The sequence below is a fragment of the Variovorax sp. J22G73 genome (assembly GCF_030317035.1).
Lineage (GTDB): Bacteria > Pseudomonadota > Gammaproteobacteria > Burkholderiales > Burkholderiaceae_C > Variovorax.
In genome coordinates this window covers 264104-281577 of record NZ_JASZYK010000010.1, presented here as the reverse complement: position 1 = coordinate 281577, position 17474 = coordinate 264104, and the positions used below count along the sequence as shown (strand labels likewise).

General features: G+C 71.2%; 13 protein-coding genes and 1 other RNA gene. 4 read left to right on the top strand and 10 right to left on the bottom strand.

Annotated features, from left to right (window positions below; genetic code table 11):
* Positions 1 to 194: 194 nt before the first annotated feature.
* Positions 195 to 1199 (bottom strand): Bug family tripartite tricarboxylate transporter substrate binding protein, encoded by a 1005-nt coding sequence (locus QTI51_RS29460; RefSeq protein ID WP_503011551.1) that lies wholly within the window; start codon positions 1197 to 1199, stop codon positions 195 to 197.
* Between the two features lie 193 nt (positions 1200 to 1392).
* Here QTI51_RS29460 and QTI51_RS29455 point away from each other — a divergent pair, with 193 nt between their 5' ends.
* The 3 genes from QTI51_RS29455 to QTI51_RS29445 all read left to right on the top strand — a co-directional run bounded on the left by QTI51_RS29455 (position 1393) and on the right by QTI51_RS29445 (position 4546).
* Entirely contained in the window at positions 1393 to 3066 is a 1674-nt protein-coding gene (locus QTI51_RS29455; RefSeq protein ID WP_286516880.1) for an MBL fold metallo-hydrolase, read from the top strand.
* A complete protein-coding gene (locus QTI51_RS29450) occupies positions 3066 to 3863 on the top strand; it encodes an RNA pseudouridine synthase (protein ID WP_286516881.1) in 798 nt (265 codons plus the stop codon). Before QTI51_RS29455 ends, QTI51_RS29450 begins: the two co-directional genes overlap by 1 nt.
* 134 nt (positions 3864 to 3997) lie before the next feature.
* Positions 3998 to 4546, top strand: coding sequence for a hypothetical protein (locus QTI51_RS29445; protein WP_286516882.1), 549 nt, complete (start codon positions 3998 to 4000; stop codon positions 4544 to 4546).
* A 33-nt stretch (positions 4547 to 4579) separates the two neighbouring features.
* Here the strand turns inward: QTI51_RS29445 and QTI51_RS29440 are convergent, their stop codons facing one another.
* The gene (locus QTI51_RS29440) at positions 4580 to 8248 is read right to left on the bottom strand and encodes an ABC transporter ATP-binding protein/permease (protein WP_286516883.1); all 3669 of its coding nucleotides are present in this window, start codon (positions 8246 to 8248) and stop codon (positions 4580 to 4582) included.
* A gap of 127 nt (positions 8249 to 8375) precedes the next feature.
* On the opposite strand from QTI51_RS29440, the gene QTI51_RS29435 reads away from it, so the two are divergent.
* Positions 8376 to 9305 (top strand): LysR substrate-binding domain-containing protein, encoded by a 930-nt coding sequence (locus QTI51_RS29435; RefSeq protein WP_286516884.1) that lies wholly within the window; start codon positions 8376 to 8378, stop codon positions 9303 to 9305.
* A gap of 23 nt (positions 9306 to 9328) precedes the next feature.
* On the opposite strand, the gene QTI51_RS29430 is transcribed toward QTI51_RS29435, so the two are convergent.
* The 8 genes from QTI51_RS29430 to QTI51_RS29395 all read right to left on the bottom strand — a co-directional run bounded on the left by QTI51_RS29430 (position 9329) and on the right by QTI51_RS29395 (position 17465).
* Positions 9329 to 10567, bottom strand: a complete 1239-nt coding sequence (locus tag QTI51_RS29430) for a multidrug effflux MFS transporter (RefSeq protein WP_286516885.1) — start codon at positions 10565 to 10567, stop codon at positions 9329 to 9331.
* A 7-nt stretch (positions 10568 to 10574) separates the two neighbouring features.
* Positions 10575 to 12119 (bottom strand): efflux transporter outer membrane subunit, encoded by a 1545-nt coding sequence (locus tag QTI51_RS29425; protein WP_286516886.1) that lies wholly within the window; start codon positions 12117 to 12119, stop codon positions 10575 to 10577.
* 5 nt (positions 12120 to 12124) lie between these two features.
* On the bottom strand, positions 12125 to 13069 hold the full coding sequence (locus QTI51_RS29420) for an efflux RND transporter periplasmic adaptor subunit (RefSeq protein ID WP_116910610.1): 945 nt from the start codon (positions 13067 to 13069) through the stop codon (positions 12125 to 12127).
* A gap of 14 nt (positions 13070 to 13083) precedes the next feature.
* Positions 13084 to 13290, bottom strand: a complete 207-nt coding sequence (locus QTI51_RS29415) for a DUF1656 domain-containing protein (RefSeq protein WP_286516887.1) — start codon at positions 13288 to 13290, stop codon at positions 13084 to 13086.
* Entirely contained in the window at positions 13287 to 15491 is a 2205-nt protein-coding gene (locus QTI51_RS29410) for an FUSC family protein (RefSeq protein ID WP_286516888.1), read from the bottom strand. Before QTI51_RS29410 ends, QTI51_RS29415 begins: the two co-directional genes overlap by 4 nt.
* Positions 15492 to 15995 carry a MarR family winged helix-turn-helix transcriptional regulator gene (locus tag QTI51_RS29405; RefSeq protein WP_286517084.1) on the bottom strand — a complete coding sequence of 168 codons (504 nt, stop codon included), beginning with the start codon at positions 15993 to 15995 and terminating at the stop codon, positions 15492 to 15494.
* A gap of 214 nt (positions 15996 to 16209) precedes the next feature.
* An RNA gene (gene rnpB, locus QTI51_RS29400) (RNase P RNA component class A) lies at positions 16210 to 16567 on the bottom strand.
* 79 nt (positions 16568 to 16646) lie between these two features.
* A complete protein-coding gene (locus QTI51_RS29395) occupies positions 16647 to 17465 on the bottom strand; it encodes an AraC family transcriptional regulator (RefSeq protein ID WP_286516889.1) in 819 nt (272 codons plus the stop codon).
* Between the last annotated feature and the right edge of the window lie 9 nt (positions 17466 to 17474).

Here is a 17474-nt window from a genome sequence, read left to right as displayed (position 1 = left end):
CTGGTTCTATTGCAGCTTGGCCCTCACCTTGACGCAGCCAATACCGCCTATTGAAAAACCAAACTCGCACCGCCGCTTGCGGATTGGAGAAGTCCCGGTAAAAGGAGGAGCGAAGCGGGGGACATTCGCGGAGGGAAGTACCCGGCGGCCTGTGCACGCGCCCCGAATGCCCCCAGCGAACCCGGCACAGCAACTCAATCGACGCTGATGTTCGCAGCCTTGGCAACCTCGGCCCACTTCAGCCGGTTCTCATGCACGGTCTTCTTGAACTGTGCCGGCGTCTCGATGCGCACCGTGTTCCCCTGGCTCTCGAAACGCTCGCGGACCTCGGGCTGCTCGAGCACCGCCTTCACCGCCGCGTTGAGCTTGTCGACGATCTGCGCGTCCGTGCCCTTGGGCGCGAAGATGCCGAACCAGATCGAGCTGTCGAAACCCTTGGTGCCCGGCAGCCCGCTGGAGGCGATGGTGGGCACCTCTTTCACGGCAGGGACCGCGGTGGCCGTCGTCACGCCCAGCAGCCGCACCTTGCCGGCCTTGTACTGCGGCAGCACCGTCTGCACCTGGTTCATGATGCAGCAGGTCTCGCCGCGCACCACCGACGTGATGGCCTCGGGCCCGCCCTTGTACGGCACGTGCACCATGTTCAGCCCCAGGCGCGAATTGAACTCGGCGAACGCCATGTGCGTGCCCGCGCCGTTGCCTGTAGACGCATAGTTGTACTTGCCCGGGTTGGCCTTGACCAGCTCGACGAATTCCTTCAAGGTCTTGACGTTGATCACGTCCGGGTTGATGGTGAGCACGTTCGACACGTCGAGCACCGGCGCCACCGCGACGAAGTCGGCCTCCACGTCGAAGGGCAGCTTCTTGTACAGCGCGGCGTTGCTGCCGTGCGTGGCCGCCGTGCCGAAGGCCAGCGTGTAGCCGTCGGGCTTGGCGTGGGCCACGTAGTCGCTCGCGATGTTGCCGGCCGCGCCCGACTTGTAGTCGATGATGACCGGGCGGCCCAGCTGCCTTGCCAGCGGTTCCTGGATGGCGCGGGCCACCACGTCGACGCCCGAGCCCGCGGGGAAGCCCATGATCAGGGTGACAGGTTGCTGGGGCCAGTCCTGTTGGGCAAAGGCCGCGGAAGCCACGAGCAATGCTGCGGCGAGCGTCAAGGCACCGCGCATGAAACGGGCAGGCATGGAACGGGCAGGCATGAGACGAGAAAAAAGGGAGGAACGAGAATGGGCCATGTCAGTCTTTCAGCCCTTGTCCAGGGCGGTCCGCGCAAGCTGCAACGAGTCGGAAAAGCCGGATTGTGGCGCGCCGCTCATGCCTGTTTCCCTCTGAGCTTATGCACCCGGCCTGGTGTTTCAAGCACGCGCCGCGCCCGCTCCCGATAATCACCCCATGGTCCGCCCCACACAACAACTCCACCCCCACCGCGAGCCCGTGACGGTGCGCGCAGCCGCCACCGTGCTGCTGCTGCGCGACACCGACGCCGGCTTCGAAGTGCTCATGACGCGCCGCTCGGCCACCGCCAGCTTCGCACCCGGCGCCTATGTCTTTCCCGGCGGCCACATCGATGCCGCCGACGAAGCCGCCAAGCGCATCGCCACGCGCCGCCCCACGCAAAGCCGCGTGCAGCGCACGCAGGCCATCGCGGCCATCCGCGAGGCCTTCGAAGAACTCGGCGTGCTGCTCGCCCACCATGCCGACGGCCGCCCCGTGAGCGCCGAAGACATCGCCGCCATGGACCGCGACGACACCGCCGGCACCGCGTTCGCCGACCAGTGCGCCGCGCATGGCCTGGTGCTCGACTCGGACCGCGTGTTCACCTTCGCGCACTGGATCACCGACCGCGACCTGCCCAAGCGCTTCGACGTGCCCTTCCTGGTCGCGCGCATGCCCGAAGGCCAGGAGCCCAGCGCCGACGAAAGCGAACAGTTCGAGCCCTGCTGGGTGCGCCCCGCCGACGCGCTCGCGCGGCACGATGCGGGCAGCTTCTTCATGATTTTCCCGACCGTGCGCACGCTGCAGCGCATGGCCGCGTACACCACCGTCGACTCGGTGCTCGCGGCCTGCGCGCCCGGCGGCGCCGGCGAAGCGCCGCTGTGGACCAGCTGTCCGCGCGGCGGCCTGCTTAAGGGCGCCGACGTGCGCTACATGGAGCACGAGTCGCCCTTCGGCGAGCTTGCGCTGGTGTGCCCCGACGGCCAGATGCTGCATGCGCTCGACTGGCAGAGCGAGCAGCCGGTGCCCCTGCTAAAGAACGTGATGCGCCTGACCGCGCCCAACCCCAGCGCCATGACCGGCCCGGGCACCAACAGCTACATCGTGGGCGACGCGGCCACCGGCTACATCGTGATCGACCCGGGCCCGAACGACTTCGACCACATCGGCCGCCTGTGGCGCGCCACGCACGGCGACATCCGCATGATCGTGTGCACGCATTCGCATGCCGACCACTCGCCGGGCGCCGCGCCGCTGCAGGCGCTGTGCAAGGGCGCGAAGCCGCCGATCCTGGGGCTGTCGTCGGCGCCCACGGCGCGCTCGTCGGCGCGCTTCACGGCCGAGCGCGAGCTGCAGGACGGCGAGCGGCTGGTGCTCTCGGGCAGCGACGCCGAGGGCCACCCGCTCACGCACACGCTGCGCGTGATCCACACGCCCGGCCATGCTGCCAACCACCTGTGCCTGGTGCTCGAGGAAGACGGCCTGCTGTTCTCGGGCGACCACATCCTCAACGGCAGCACCACGGTGGTGGACCCGCCCGACGGCGACATGACGGCATACCTGGGTTCGCTGGACGCGCTCGACGCGGCCTGCGAGGCGGGGCACGTCGAGTTCATCCTGCCGGCGCACGGCTACGTGATCGGCTTTGCGCGCACGGCCATCGGCATGCTGAAGGCGCACCGCCTGAAGCGCGAGGCCAAGATTGCCGCGGCCATGCGCAAGCTGCCCGACGGCACGCCCGAACAATGGCTGCCCCTGGCCTATGACGACGTGCCCGAGCGCATGTGGCCGGTGGCGGCCCGCTCGCTGGCCGCGCATGTGGCGCGCATCCGGCAACTGACTGCAACTTGATGACCAACGACAACCACGACAAGAACACGCCGCATGACCAGCGCGGGGACGGCAAGGGCCGCGAAAACGGCAACAGCCGCAACCAGGGCCGCGGCGATGCCGACGAAGGCATTCGCCTGGCCAAGCGCGTGGCCGCGATGGCCGGCGTGTCGCGCCGCGAAGCCGAGCTGCTGATCGAGAACGGCGCGGTGCGCGTGGACGGCGTGGCGCAGACGCTGCCGCAATCGCGCGTGCTGCCGCACCAGCAGGTGGAGATTGCCGCCGGCGCCAAGCCCGAGCCGGTGCTGCCCGTCACCCTGCTGCTGTACAAGCCCGCGGGCATGCCGACCGACAACGCGCACCGCCTGCTGGTGGCCGCGAACCACCACGAGCCCGAGCGCGCCGGCCAGCGCTTTCTGCCGGCGCATGCCAAGGGGCAGCACTGCATGACGCCGCTGGAAACCGGCGCCAGCGGGCTGGTCGCGTACACGCAGGAATTCCGCATCGAACGCAAGCTGCAGGAAGACGCGGGCATCCTCGAGCACGAGGTGATGGTCGACGTGGCCGGCCCGGTGAGCCCCGAGACGCTGGCGCGGCTGGAGCGCTCGCCGGCCCGCGTGAGCATCGGCCGCCAGAGCGACGAGCAGACCGGCCTGCGCTTTGCGCTGAAGGGCGCGCGGCCGGGGCAGATTGCGCACATCTGCGACCACGTGGAGCTGCGCATCCTGGCGATGCGGCGCATCCGCATCGGCCGCGTGCCGCTGGCGGGGCTGCAGCCCGGTCAGTGGCGCTACCTGGCACCGCACGAACGCTTCTGAAAAGAACAACGACAACAAAGACGACACCCCGGCCTCCGGCCCGGCGAAGCCTTCCCCCCGACGACGCACCGCATGTTCGCGGACTGCATTTTTCAGCCTGCGGCACGCCCGTGCCGCCGACAGGAGACTCAGCCATGAAGTTCGGCTCAACGAGCGCCGCCCTGGCCTGCACCGTGCCCCTGGCACTGGTCGCCGGCTGCAGTTACCTCAACCCCGCGCCGCCGCCTGCGCCTTCCATCCCGGCCCCACCGCCGGCGGTGGTCACGCGCGACGGGCTGGCCCCCATCACCGAGGCGCAGGTGGAGCGCATCCGCGAGGCCATCGGCACCAAGGCGCCCAGCCCGGCCATCGAGAAGGTGCTGCGCAGCGCGTCGCCGACCATCGAATCGTTCGTGCGCACCGAAGGCTGCATCACCGCGCGCAACGGCGCGGTGCTCAACCCCTTCGCGGCGCCGGGGCGCCTGTTCGACGGCACGGGCTTCCAGGGCGGGCCGATGTCGGAAATGCAGTTCCACGACAAGACCGCCTGCGTGACCGTGCAGCGCATGCAGAACTGGAAGATGGTGACGCCGAAGCTGCTGCGCTTCGAGGTGGTGTACGTGGGCGACGACGGCGAGGAGCGCGCCGTGAAGCGCCACGAGCTCACGCGCCAGCCGAAGGGCGGCTGGCTCTTCACGCGCTAGGCAAGGGCCACGCACGGCCCGGGCAGCGGGTCGTCATACCGGCGCCGACAGCGGCTCGACCAGGCCCGATCCCTGGTGGCTCGCCAGCTTCGCGTAGGCGCCCTGCCTGCGCAGCAACGCGTCGTGCGTGCCGGCTTCGGCCAGCGCGCCGTTTTCCAGCACCAGGATCAGGTCGGCATCGCGAATGGTCGACAGGCGGTGGGCGATCACCACCGTGGTCCGGTGCCGCATCAACACGTCGAGCGCGCCGCGCACCTGCGCTTCGGAGAGCGAGTCCAGGTGCGAGGTGGCCTCGTCCAGGATGAGCACCGGCGCGTTCTTCAGGAAGGCGCGGGCAATAGAGATGCGCTGGCGCTGCCCGCCGGACAACTGCATGCCGCGCTCGCCGACGCGGGTGGCCAGGCCCTCGGGCAGGGTCTGCACGAAGGCCGTGAGCGCCGCCTGCTCCAGTGCCAGCGCCAGTTCCGCGGGCGTGGCATCGGGGCGGGCCAGGCGGATGTTGCCTTCGAGCGTGTCGTTGAAGAGGTAGGTGTCCTGCGTCACCAGCGCCACGCGCTCGCGCAGGCCGTCGAGCCGCAGTTCGCGCACGTCCGCGCCGCCAAGCCTCACGGTGCCTTGCCGCGGGTCCCAGAACCGCAGCAGCAGACTGGCCACGGTGCTCTTGCCGGCCCCCGAGGCACCGACCACGGCCACGGTGGCGCCGGCGGGCACGGTGAAGCTCAGGTCGCGCAAGGTGTCCTGCGCTTTGCCGGGGTAGGCGAAGCAGACGTGTTCGAAGGCCAGCGACAACCCCTGCGCCCCCGCCTGCGACCCTGCCTGCGAGGGCAGCGGTACCGACAGCGTGCCGTCCTCGACCGGCTCGGGTTCGTTGTTGACCACATGCAGCCGGCGCGTGGCGGCGATGGTGTCGGCCAGCTGGCGGCTGACCTGCGAAATCTCGGACACCGGCAGGAAGGTGGCCAGCGCGATCAGCACCAGCAGCGGCAGCATGCCGGCGGGCAGCGCACCGGCGGCCACCTGCAGCGCGCCGACCACGGCGACGGCCAGCCCGCCGAGCCCCATCGCGACTTCGAACCAGGCGCCCTGGCGCGACAGGTCGCGCAGCAGTTCCAGCCGCTTGCCGCGCGACCGGTCGGCGACCTCGAGAAACTGCGCGCGGCGGCGGCCGGTGGCCTGGAAGGCGGTCAGGTCGGCCAGGCCCTGGATGGTGTCGGTGGTGTGGGCGCTCATTTCTCCCAGGGCGTGGCGGGCGCGGTCGCCCAGTGCGTCGATCTTGCGCCGGCCCTGGACGGGCGACAGCAGCGCATACGCCAGGAACGGAAGCAGCGCCAGCGCCACCGGCGCGTTGTACGCCGCGAGAAAGCCGAGCACCGACAGCGGAACCAGCACCGACACGATGGCCGGGGCGATGGTGTGGGCGTAGAAGTACTCGACCATTTCCACGTCGTGCGTGGCCAGCGCGACCAGGTCGCCCGAGCGGCGCTGCAGCAGGTATGCGGGCGCCAGCCGCTCCAGCTTGTCGTAGAGCTTGACGCGCATGTCGGCCAGCAGCTGGTAGGCCATGGCGTGCGCCAGCCAGGACTCGAGCCAGTGGAACAGCGCGGCCAGCGGCGCGGCGACCAGCAGCCCGACGACCAGCGCCGAAGTGTCCCGGCCGTCGCGGATGGCGGCCACCACCAGCGCGCTGAGCACGCCCACGCCGATGAAGGCCGCCACGCGTGCCACGCCCAGCAGGATGGTGGCGACCAGCGTGCCGCGCCAGGGCCGCACCACCGACAGCAGCGTGGCCAGCGTGGCGGACCAGCCGACTTGGGCGGCATCGGTGTCCAGCGAGCGCAGGGCCGGGCCCTGGCCGCTTTCGTTGTCGCTGTCTGCGTCACTGTCTGCATTGCGGTCGCCATCGCCGGCAACACGCGGCGACGCGGCTTTCGCCGTGGCACGCGAAGGCGCCGCGGTGCCCAATGGCGTTGCAGCGCTCACCGCCTGCTCGTGCATCAGCCGGTAGTACAGGCCCCGCTGGCGCATGAGCTCGGCGTGGGGCCCCTGCTCCACCACCCGCCCGTGGTCGAGCACCAGGCAGCGGTCCGCGCCGATGACGCTGGCCAGCCGATGCGCCAGGATCAGCGTGGTGCGCCCGGCCATCAGGCGGTCCAGCGCCTGCTGGATCAGCGCCTCGTTCTCGGTGTCGACCGAAGACAGCGCTTCGTCCAGGATCAGGATGGGCGCGTCGCGCAGCAGCGCGCGGGCAATCGCCACGCGCTGGCGCTGCCCGCCCGACAGCTGCAGGCCGCGCTCGCCGATGGGCGTGGCGTAGCCCTGCGGCAGCGCCATGATGAAGTCGTCGATGTTGGCCGCGCGGGCCGCGGCGCGCACTTGCTCGTGCGTCGCCTCGGGCCGCCCCAGCCGCAGGTTGTCGTCGATGGTGCCGTGGAACAGCGTGATGTCCTGGCTGACCAGCGCCATGTGGCCCAGCAGCGTCTGCGTGTCGAGCCGGTTGACGTCGTGCCCGCCCACGCGGATGGTGCCGGCCTGCGGCACGCACTCGCGCAGCAGCAGCCGCACGATGGTGGACTTGCCCACGCCGCTCGGGCCCACGATGCCGACGCGCTCGCCGGGCGCGATGCGCAGCGACAGGCCCTGGTGCGCGGGGCGCTGCGGCGAGTACGAGAACGACACGGCGTCGAACTCGATGGTCGGCGCCAGGCGCGTCGGCGCGCCATCGGTGGCCTGCACATCGGGCGCGGCGGTCAGCGGCCGTGCGTCCATCAGCGCATGGATGCTCGCCGCGGCGGACTGCCCCAGCATGCCCCGGTGCAGCACGGAGCGCAGGTCGCGCAGCGGCCGAAAGATCTCGGTGCCGGCCATCAGCACGATGAGCAGCGCTTCCACGCTCATGTCGCCGGCCGCCACGCGCCAGGTGCCCACGGTCAGCGCCAGCGCCGCGCCCAGCGCCACGCCCAGGTCGCTGATGCCGCGCGTCAGCAGGCTCACCGACAGCACCCAGAACGTGCTGTCCGACAGCTTGCGCGCGCGGGCCGCCAGGCGCTCGCCCCAGGCCTTGCCCTGGCCGTACGACTTGAGCGTGGGCAGGCCCTGCACGGCATCGAGAAACTCCTCGCCGAACGCGTTCAGCGAGCGCGTGCGCGCCAGGCTCGCGCGGCGGTCGATCATGTGCACGGCCATCGGGCCGAACAGCGCGAACAGCGCCGCGACCAGGAACACGAGCGCGGTCGGCACGTCCCAGAAGGCGATGACCGCGAAGATGGCGAACGGCGCCGCCGCCGCGATGACGACCTGCGGCAGGTACTGGCCGAAGAAGGTCTGCAGCTGCTCCACGCCGTCCACCACCGTCAGCATCACGCCGCCGGTGCGCTGGTTGGCGAACCAGGCCGGCCCCAGCGCGACGATGCGGTCGTACAGCCGCGCGCGCAGCGCCTGCTGCACGTCGGCGGACGACCGGTTGGCCTGCACGGTGCGCAGGTGGTCGAACAGCGCGCGCAGCAGCACCATGGCGCCGGCGCAGGCGGCCGGCGCGAGCCACTCGGTGGCGGGCGCACCGTCGAACACGCGCGTCAGCAACTGGCCGAGGAACACGTAGCGGGCGATGCCGGCGGCCAGCGCCAGCAACCCGAGAAAGATGCCGCCGGCCATGCGCATGCGCAGCCCCGCGGTCAGTTGCCATAGCCTGGTGTCGAAGTACATGTCGGTTGCTTCCTGGGAAGCGGCGATGGTCGGGCATCCGGCATGCGGGCGAAAGCGATAGTTACTCACTCGTGGGTTGAGCTAAATTGCACCCCTTCTTCGTGTTGTCGCCGATCTTCTTGTGCCCATGCCACCCCTGGCCACCCTGCGCGCCTTCGAAGCGGTCGCCCGCCTCGGCAGCCTGAGCCGCGCCGCCGCCGAGCTCAACGTCACCAAGAGCGCCGTCAGCCACCAGCTGCGCGCGCTGGAGGCCGACCTGGGCGTGAGCCTGCTGCTGCGCGGCGGCACGGTGCGCCGCGCGCAGACCACCGAGGCCGGCGCCGCGCTGCTGGTGTCGGTGCGACAGGCCTTGACCCTGCTCGACAGCGCCTGCCGCCATGCGCGGGCCGGTGCCAGCGGCAAGCGGCGGGTTCACCTGAACGTGTCGGCCAACCCGTCGCTCGCGGCACTGTGGCTGGCGCCGCGCATCGGGCGCTTCGCGGAGATGCACCCTGACATCGACGTGCAGCTGTTCCTGCATGCCAGCCAGGACCCCGCGTGGAAGGCGCAGGACCTCGACCTGGCCTTCCTGCACAAGCAGGCCCTGGGCCCGCGCTTTGCGGAGGCCGGCGACATTCCGCTGTTCACCGAGACCGTGGTGCCGGTCTGCAGCCCGGCGCTGATTCCAGCGCACGAGCGCGACGACCCGCTGGCCCTTGCGCGGCACCGCTGGCTGGAAGAAAAACACATCGACAGCCCGGAGACCGACTGGCGCACCTGGCGCCTCCGGCTGGGCCTGCCGGACAGCGCCGGGCGCGACCCGCTGGTGTTCAGCGGCCTGAGCACCGTGGTGGCGGCGGCCGCGGCGGGCGTGGGCATCGCCCTGGGCCGCGCGCCGCTCATCGACGAGGAACTGGCCCGCGGCCGGCTGGTGGCGCTGACGCCGGCGCTGCGCATGCCGGGCTCATGGGGCTATGTGATGCGGCTGCACGCCAACCGGCCGATGGACGCGTCGCTGCCGAAGCTGGTGGAGTTCCTGGCCGAAGAGGGCCAGGGCCGGCGCGCGCCGGTGGGCTGAACGACCTGCGCTTGCCGCGGCGCCTACACGGCCTCGGCCGCCACCCGGCGTGCCTCGTCCGCGCGCCGCTGCGCACGCAGCGCCACCGCGAACGACAGCTGCGCCACGATGCCCGCCCCCGCCAGCACGATGGCCGAGGCCAGCGCCGGGTTGCGGTGGCCCATGCCCGCGAGCGCGGTGCACAGCGCGCCCACGGCCATCTGCGTGAAGCCGTACAGGCCCGAGGCCGAGCCGATGACCTGCGGGTTCACGCTGATGGCCTGCGTGAGTGCGGCCGGCGAGGCCATGCCGCAGCCGACCGTGAACAGGAACATGCAGGTGACGATGAGCGGCACCGACAGGTGCTGGCTGAGCGCCGCGCCCAGCAGCACGAAGGCCGCGGCCACGCTCAGCGCGTTGGAGCGCACCATGAGCCGGTCGACGCGCACGCGCGAGATCATGTGGCTGGTCAGGAAGCTGCCGAGCCACACGCCCGACACCAATATCGCCAGGTAGATGCCCGCCTCGTGCGCGGGCCGGTGCAGCTGGTCCACGAAGATGAAGGGCGCCGACGCGATGAAGGCGTACATCGACGTGGTGGCGCAGCCGCCGCCGATCGAAAAGCCGAGAAAGGCCGGCGAGGCCAGCAGCTTCCTGTAGTTGCGCGCGAGATCCCTGGCGTTGACCGCGGCACCGGGCGAACCGGTCTCGGGCATCAGCCGCCAGGTGAACAGGAACCCGACCACGCCCAGGCCGAACAGCGCATAGAAGATGGAGCGCCAGCCCAGCGTGGTGGCCAGCGCGCCGCCGATCAGCGGTGCCAGGCTGGGGCCGATGGTGACCATCAGGTTCATCAGCGCGAGGCGGCGCGTGGCCTCCTGCGGGCCCGCGGTGTCGCGCACGATGCTGCGCCCCAGCACCAGCCCGGCGCACCCGCCGATGGCCTGGAACAGCCGCGCCGCGATCAGCGAATGCACCTCGGGCGCGACAGCCGCGGCGAGCCCCGACACGCAGTAGATGCCCAGCCCGACCAGCAGCACCGGGCGCCGTCCGTAGCGGTCGGCCAGCGGCCCGTACACCAGCTGGCCCACCGCCAGGCCGAGGATGTAGAGGCTCACCGTCATCTGCATGGCGCCCATGCCGGCGCCCAGGCTCTTCGCGGCGATGGGCAGCGCGGGCACGAAGACGTGCATGGCCAGCGTGCCGCTGAAGGTGACGAGCGCCAGCAGCCACAGCGGCGCGTGCAGGCGCGGCGGGAGCGCGGAGGTTGCGGCGGTGGTCATGGGCGGGTCATTGCCTGATCGTGGCGGGGTGCGTGGTGTCGTGGGTGGCGTCGTGAACGGCGTTGTGAGCAGTGTCGTGCACGCCACCCTGCGCCAGGTTCGTATCGTCCGGCTCCCAGCCCCCGCCCAGTGCCATGAAAAGCATGACCTGGTCGTCGGACAGCTGCGCCTCGCTGGCGGCCAGCGACGACTCGCTCGCGGCCAGCGCGCGCTCGGCGTCGAGCGACTCGAGGTAGCTGGTGCGCCCGTTCTGGTAGAGCTGGCGCGCCTGCCGCGCCACGATGGCGCTCTGGTCGCGCGAGGCTTCCAGCGCGGCGCGGCGGTCGAGCTCGCGGGCGTAGTTGCCGAGCGCGGTCTCGGTCTCGCGCAGCGCGGTGAGCACGGTGCCGTCGAACTTCGCCAGCGCGCCGCGCGTGCCGGCCTCGGCCTGCGCGATGCGCGACTGCACCACGCCGGTGTTCGGGAGGGTCCACGAGATCAGCGGGCCCAGGCTGTAGCTCATGCTGTCCTTGTGGCCGAAGTCGGAGGCGGTGCTGGCCGACATGGCCGACAGGCCGATCGACACGTGCGGGTACAGGTCGGCCGTGGCCACGCCGATGCGCGCGGTGGACGCGGCCAGCGTGCGCTCGGCCTGGCGGATGTCGGGCCGGCGGCGCAGCAGCGCGGCGCCGTCGCCCACGGGCAGCACGCCGGCCACGCGCGGCGGCGTGGTGCAGTCGGCCACCTCGCGCGGAAAGTCTTGCGGCAGCGCGCCGGTGAGCGTGGCCAGGCGGTACAGCGCGGCCTGCCGGCTGGCCTGCAGCGGCGGCAGCGCGGCATTGAGCGACTGCAGCTGCGCACGCGCGCGGCCCGCGTCGATGGCGCCGGCGCGCCCGGCGTTCTGCAGGCGCTCGGTGACGTTCACCGCGTCTTTCTGCAGGCTGACGGACTTCTGCGCGATCTCCAGGCGCAGGCCGGTGGAGCAGGCCTCGGCATACGCACGCGCGGTGCCCGCGGCCACGTTCACGCGCACCAGGTCGAGCGCGGCTTCGGCGGCCTCGGTGTTGGCGGCGGAGGCCTCGATGGCGCGGCGCAGCTGGCCGAACAGGTCGACCTGGTACGACAGCGAGGCGCCCAGGCCGTAGTTGAAGGTGCTGGGCGGCTCGTAGCCGCGCTGCAGCAGCTGGATGCCCGACTGGTGGCCGAACGACGGCCCGCCGCTCACGCCGATGGTGGGGTACTTGCCGCCGGCCACTTCGTCGTCGATGGCGCGCTCGCGCTCCAGGTTGGCCACGGCCTGGCGCAGGTCGGTGTTGTGGGCCAGCGCCTGCGCCACGAGGCGGTCGAGCAGCGGGTCGTGGTACAGGCGCCACCAGTGCGCGGGCAGCGGCGCGGCGCTGGCGGGCGAGCCCGCGGCGGCGCCCGCGAAGGGCTTGCCGGCGGCGTTCTGGCTGGCCAGGGCTTCGGGCGGCTGCTTGTAGTCGGGGCCGACCGCCGCGCAGGCCGCGAGCGCGGCCGCGGCGGCCAGCGTCGCGATGCGGAAGATGCCGCGGGTGACGAAGCGGGGGGTCATGGTGTTCATCCCTTCTTCGGTGCCGCCGAGGCGGGCTCGGCAGCGGTCTTGCTCTGTGCCGTCTTGTTGTCCAGCACCTGCACCGTCACGGTCTGGCCGGAGACCAGGCGCGCGCCTTGCGGCAACGGGTCGAGCTTGATGCGCACCGGAATGCGCTGCGCCAGGCGCACCCAGTTGAAGGTCGGGTTCACGCTGGGCAGCAGGTTGGCGCTGGTGGAGCGGTCGTGGTCGGCAATGCCGGCGGCCACGCTGTCGACCGCGCCTTCGAGCACCGCGCCGCCGCCCATGGGCGTCACGCGCACGCGGTCGCCGAGGTGAATGCGCGGCAGCTTGGTTTCCTCGAAGTAGCCCTCGACGTAGAACGACTGCGCATCGACCAGCGCCAGCACCGGGCGGCCCGCGGCGGCGTAGCTGCCCTGGCGCAGGTCGAGGTTGGTGACCAGGCCGTCGGTGGGCGCGCGCACTTCGGCGCGCTGCAGGTTGAGGCGGGCCGAGTCCAGCGCCACTTCGGCCTGCGCCACGGCGGCCTGCATCTGCTCGACGCGCGAACGGGTCTGCTCGCGCGACTCCTTGGAGATGAGGTCGCTCAGACCCACGTTGCGCTGGTTCTCGCGCTGCACCTGGGCGCTCATGGCGCGCTGCGCCGACAGGGCGGCCTGCGCCTGGCGCACGGCCAGGTCGTAGCGCGCGCGGTCCACCTCGAACAGCAGCGTGCCGGCGGCCACCGACTGGTTGTCGCGAATGGGCACGGAAGTGACCAGGCCCGACACGTCGGGCGCGATCTGCACGACGTTGGCGCGCACGCGGCCGTCGCGCGTCCACGGCGCGAGCTCGTAGTGGTCCCACAGGCGAAAGCCCGCCCACACGGCGGCGGCCACCACGGCCACGGTCAGGAGCACGCGGCCCAGGCGCGGTGCCCAGGGGTTGTTGGAGGAAAAACTGGCTTTCATGGGACTCTCGCGATTCATTGAAGGTAGGAGGTGACCCGGCTCAGCGCGTAGAGCAGCAGCAGGTACAGCGCCATGTCGAACAGGGCCGGGTGCCACACCCAGCGGTACGCGCCGGTGGCTGCGAGCAGGCGGCGCACGGCCCACAGGGCCACGAACGCGCCGAGGGCCAGCACCATGATCCAGGGCAGGTACAGGCCGTAGAAACTGGCTTCGCCGATCATGCGGAAGCTCCTTGAACAGGGGCGCGCGCCAGCATCGGCGGCGCTTCGGGGAAGAGGTTGCGGCGCAGGCCGACCAGGGCGGTGATGGCCGAGCGGGACGCAGCGGAGGAAGCGGAAGAAGAAGCTGGAGCAGATGACGCTGACGCGGATGAAGCTGCGCCGTCGCGGGCCTCGCGCGCTTCACTTGTTTCACTCGTTTCGAGCACCGCGCTCAGCGCCTCGTCGATCTGCGGCAGCAGCCCCGGCGGACGCGGGTTCATGCGCCCTTCGCCGCGCTGGCGGAAGAAGCGCGCGATGCTGTCGAGCAGCGCGGCCGAGGTGGCCAGGGGCAGCTGCGCGCGCACGCGTTGCAGCACCACGATGTCGGCGCCCATGCGCAGGTCGCGCAGCGCGTCGTTCGCGGCCACGCCTTCGACCGTGCCGCCGGCCTGCGCGATGCGCGGCGCGAGCAGGCCGATGCGGTCGAGCATGCGCACGGCATAGGCGTCGCTCTGCGCGTACTGCGGGTGCGACGAAGCGGCCATGTCGCCCAGCTCGCGCCAGGTGGCGCGCTGGATGCGCCGCGCGCTCCAGTCGGCGCCCACCGAGCGCACCAGGCGGGTGACGCGCGCCGCGACCACCACCCCGACGATCTGGCCGATCATGCTGTTGATGAAGCTCACCAGGTCGGAGCTGGCCGTGTCGTGCAATGCCAGCGTGCCGGCCACGCCGAAGACCAGCGCCATCGCCGGCATGAAGTGCGTCGGGCGCGGCAGGTACAGGCCCAGCAGCAGGAACAGCGGCGCGCAGATAGCCACCAGCATGCCGAAGTCCTGCACGGTGGGCATGAGCACCAGCACGTAGACCGCGGAAATGGGCACCGACCACAGCGTCCACTTCAGGAAACCGTGAATGGCCGGCACCGGGTCGTCCATGGTGGCGAAGAAGCAGCAGAACACCGCGGCCATCATGGTGGCGGCCGAGCCCATGGGCCAGCCGGTGACGATCCAGAACGCGCCGCACAGGCAGATGGCGATGACCGCGGCCAGCGCCGACAGCAGCGCCATGCCGTAGTCGCGGTGCAGCACGCGCGCGCCGAGCGCGGCGGTGCGGCGCAGCGGCGCGGCGCCCTTCAGGCCTTCGTCGATGTCCAGGCGCAACTGGCCGCAGGCGGTCCAGCCGTCGATCAGTTCCTCGAGCCGGCCGGCCAGGCCGATGCGCAGGGCGCGGCCCCAGGGGGTAGGTTGTGCGTCGGCGGCTGCAGGTGGGGTGCTGAGCCCGTCGATGGCGCGGCGCAGCGCTTGCAGCCGCTGGCCGCGCGCGGCAGCGTCGGCGGTGGGCTCGGCTTCGTCGTGCAGCCATTGCGCGGCCTGCGCGAGCACGGCGGCCACGTCGGGCGCCAGCCGGCCTTCGGCCTGCTCCAGCGCCTGCAGCCTGTCTTCGACGGCCGACAGCGCGGGCGTGAGCGCGGCCACGCGGTCCTGCATGGCGCGGATGGCGCCGGCGGTCCAGCGCAGGTGCGTGGTGTCGAAGGGCACGTGGGTGGAAAGAAGGCGCAGCTGCGTGATGTCGCCGGCCAGGCGGCGGCGGTCGTCGTCGAGCCGCTTGGGGTCGGCCTTGGTACGGCCGCCTGCGTCATCGCGGCCGGCGGGCTGCAGCAGGTCGCCGAGCCACTTGCGCGCATCCACCAGCGTGCGGTCGAGCAGGCCGAGCACGGTCGGCGCGAGCCCCGCGGGCAGCACCAGGCTGTGGACCAGCGTGGCGCAGAAGATGCCCAGGCCGATTTCTTCCACCCGCGCCACGGCGGTGTCGAACAGCACGAGCGGCGTCTGCACCGACGGAAAACCGATCAGCGCCGCCGTGTAGCCCGCGAGCATGAACACATAGGAGCGCGGCGTGCGGTCGAACAGCGAGATGCACAGGCACAGCCCGACCCACAGCGCGAGCACCAGCGTGAGCAGCTCGGGCGCGTTCGACAGCGCGGGCACCAGCAGCACGGTGGCGGTGCTGCCGATGAGCGTGCCGCAGAAGCGGTACAGCGCCTTGGAGCGCACCGCGCCGGCCAGCGGATGGGCGACGACGTAGGTGGTCATGAGCGCCCAGAACGGGCGCGGCAGGCCGGCGCGGCTGGCGAGGTACATCGCGAGCATGGCGGCGGCGAAGCTCTTGGCGGAAAAGAGAAGCTCCGCGCGAGTGAAGCGCGGGAGGCTGAGCGAGGCCATTTACTTGCGCCCTTCTTGCGGGGGGGCTGGCGGAGTGGGCGGAGTGGGCGGGGCGGAAGGTGCCGGGGGCGCCGGCGGGTTCTGCACGGCGCGCACGCCCATGCGCTCTTCCAGCACCGCGAACACGCGCAGGCAGGCGGCCACGTCGGCATCGGCCACGCCGTCGAACAACGACGCGCGCATCAGCGTCAGGGCGGCCTCGATGGGGGCGCAGGTGGCCTTGCCGGCGTCGGTGAGGTGCAACGTTTTGGCGCGGCGGTCGGCCGGGTCTTCGCGGCGCTCGACCAGGCCCGCCTCGACCAGCTGGTCGACCGAGCGCACCAGCGACGGCCCTTCGATGCCCAGCGCCTCGGCCAGCACGCCCTGGCGCACCTCGCCGTTCATGCGCCCGAGCATCACGATGGGATAGGCCAGCGTCTGCGACACGCCGACGTGCGCCACCGCCTTGTCGGCCGCGGCGCGGTAGCCGCGCTGCAACACCGCGAGCGACGTGCCGAGCCGCATCAGCGCCTGTTCGCGCGTTGGCAGGGAGGGGTCGGAATCGATCACGGTAGTTGCCTAATAGTTAGCTTGCTATCGATTGTACGGGTTTCTACCGATCCGTGCAGGCGTGCACGGTCAACGAGGCGTTTTGGGGGAGATGAGAGGGATTGCACCGGGCGCCGCGTTGCGCCCCTGGATGCGCGACGACGGCATTGCGCCGTCGTCGAAAAAGAAAGTGTGAAGCTCGCCGATAAGCCGGATTCTGTGCATCGAGGGCCTCTTGCGAAACCCTCGACGTGACCGCCATTACTCTGGGCCGTTTGTCGCCAAACGGCTCGATGCCACCTACCCGCCAGCTCAGCGGAACCACCTCGATACTGGCCTACTTGGTGTTGCTGCGCGCAGAGATTGCCCGTTTCACCCGAACTGAATCGGCTCGTCTCTGTTGCTCTGATCCTCACCTCACGGTGGAGAGTCGTTAACTCCTGCGCTGTCCTGTGCAGTCCGGACGTTCCTCCAGTGCGGTCTTTCGACACGGCGCCTTGCGGCGTCGCCCCTTGCGGGCCAGCACCAGCGGCGGTCTGGCGTGCTCCACGGGGCGGATTATCGCCTCATGAGGAAAGCGCCTTCCCGCAAAAGTCAAAGAGGCCACGCGGCCACGCGGTCACGCGGTCACGCGATCCCGCAGAACTCCCGCCGGTACTGCTCCGGCGTGGTCCCGGCCTCGCGCTGGAACATCGCGATGAAGGCCGAGGCCGTGCTGTAGCCCAGGTCGAACGCAATGTCCTGCACCGTGCGCCCGGCCTCCAGCGCGTCGATGGCGCGCAGGAAGCGCAGCCGCTGGCGCCATTCGCCGAAAGACATGCCCAGCTCCCGCTGGCACTGGCGCGCCAGCGTGCGCTCGGTCATGTGCACGCGCTGCGCCCAGTCGGCCAGCGAGCGATGGTCGCCGGGCTCGGCCTGCAGCGCCTCCAGCACCGAGACCAGCGCGGGCGACGCCGCCGCCGGCAGATAGCAGCGCTGCACCTCGGCCACGGCCAGCTGGTCGACCACCACGTGGGCCAGGCGCAGGTCGGCGGGCGTGGCGGGCACGTGCAGCTCGCGCGCCGCGAAATCGGCCAGCACGCTGCGGATGATCGGGCTGATGCGCACCGTGCACGCCTCGGCCGGCAGCTGGCCGCACAGGCCGGGCGCGATATAGATCGAGCGGTAGACGATGGCGTGGCGCAAGGTGCAGCTGTGCACCACCTTCGGCGGAATCCACACCGCGTACTGCGGCGGCGAGAGAAAGCGCAGGCCCTCGGTTTCCATCTGCATGGTGCCGTGCGCGGCGTAGTTCAGGTGGCCCCAGCTGTGGCTGTGCGGCGCGGCGAGCGTGTCGGCGCCGAACTCGTCGTAGCGGAAATAGAACGGGCCTTCCTGGTCCTCCACGTTCTGGATCCGCAGGTAGCGCGTCGTGTCGACAGTGGGCAAGGGGAGGGACGAGGGCAAGCGCGCGGT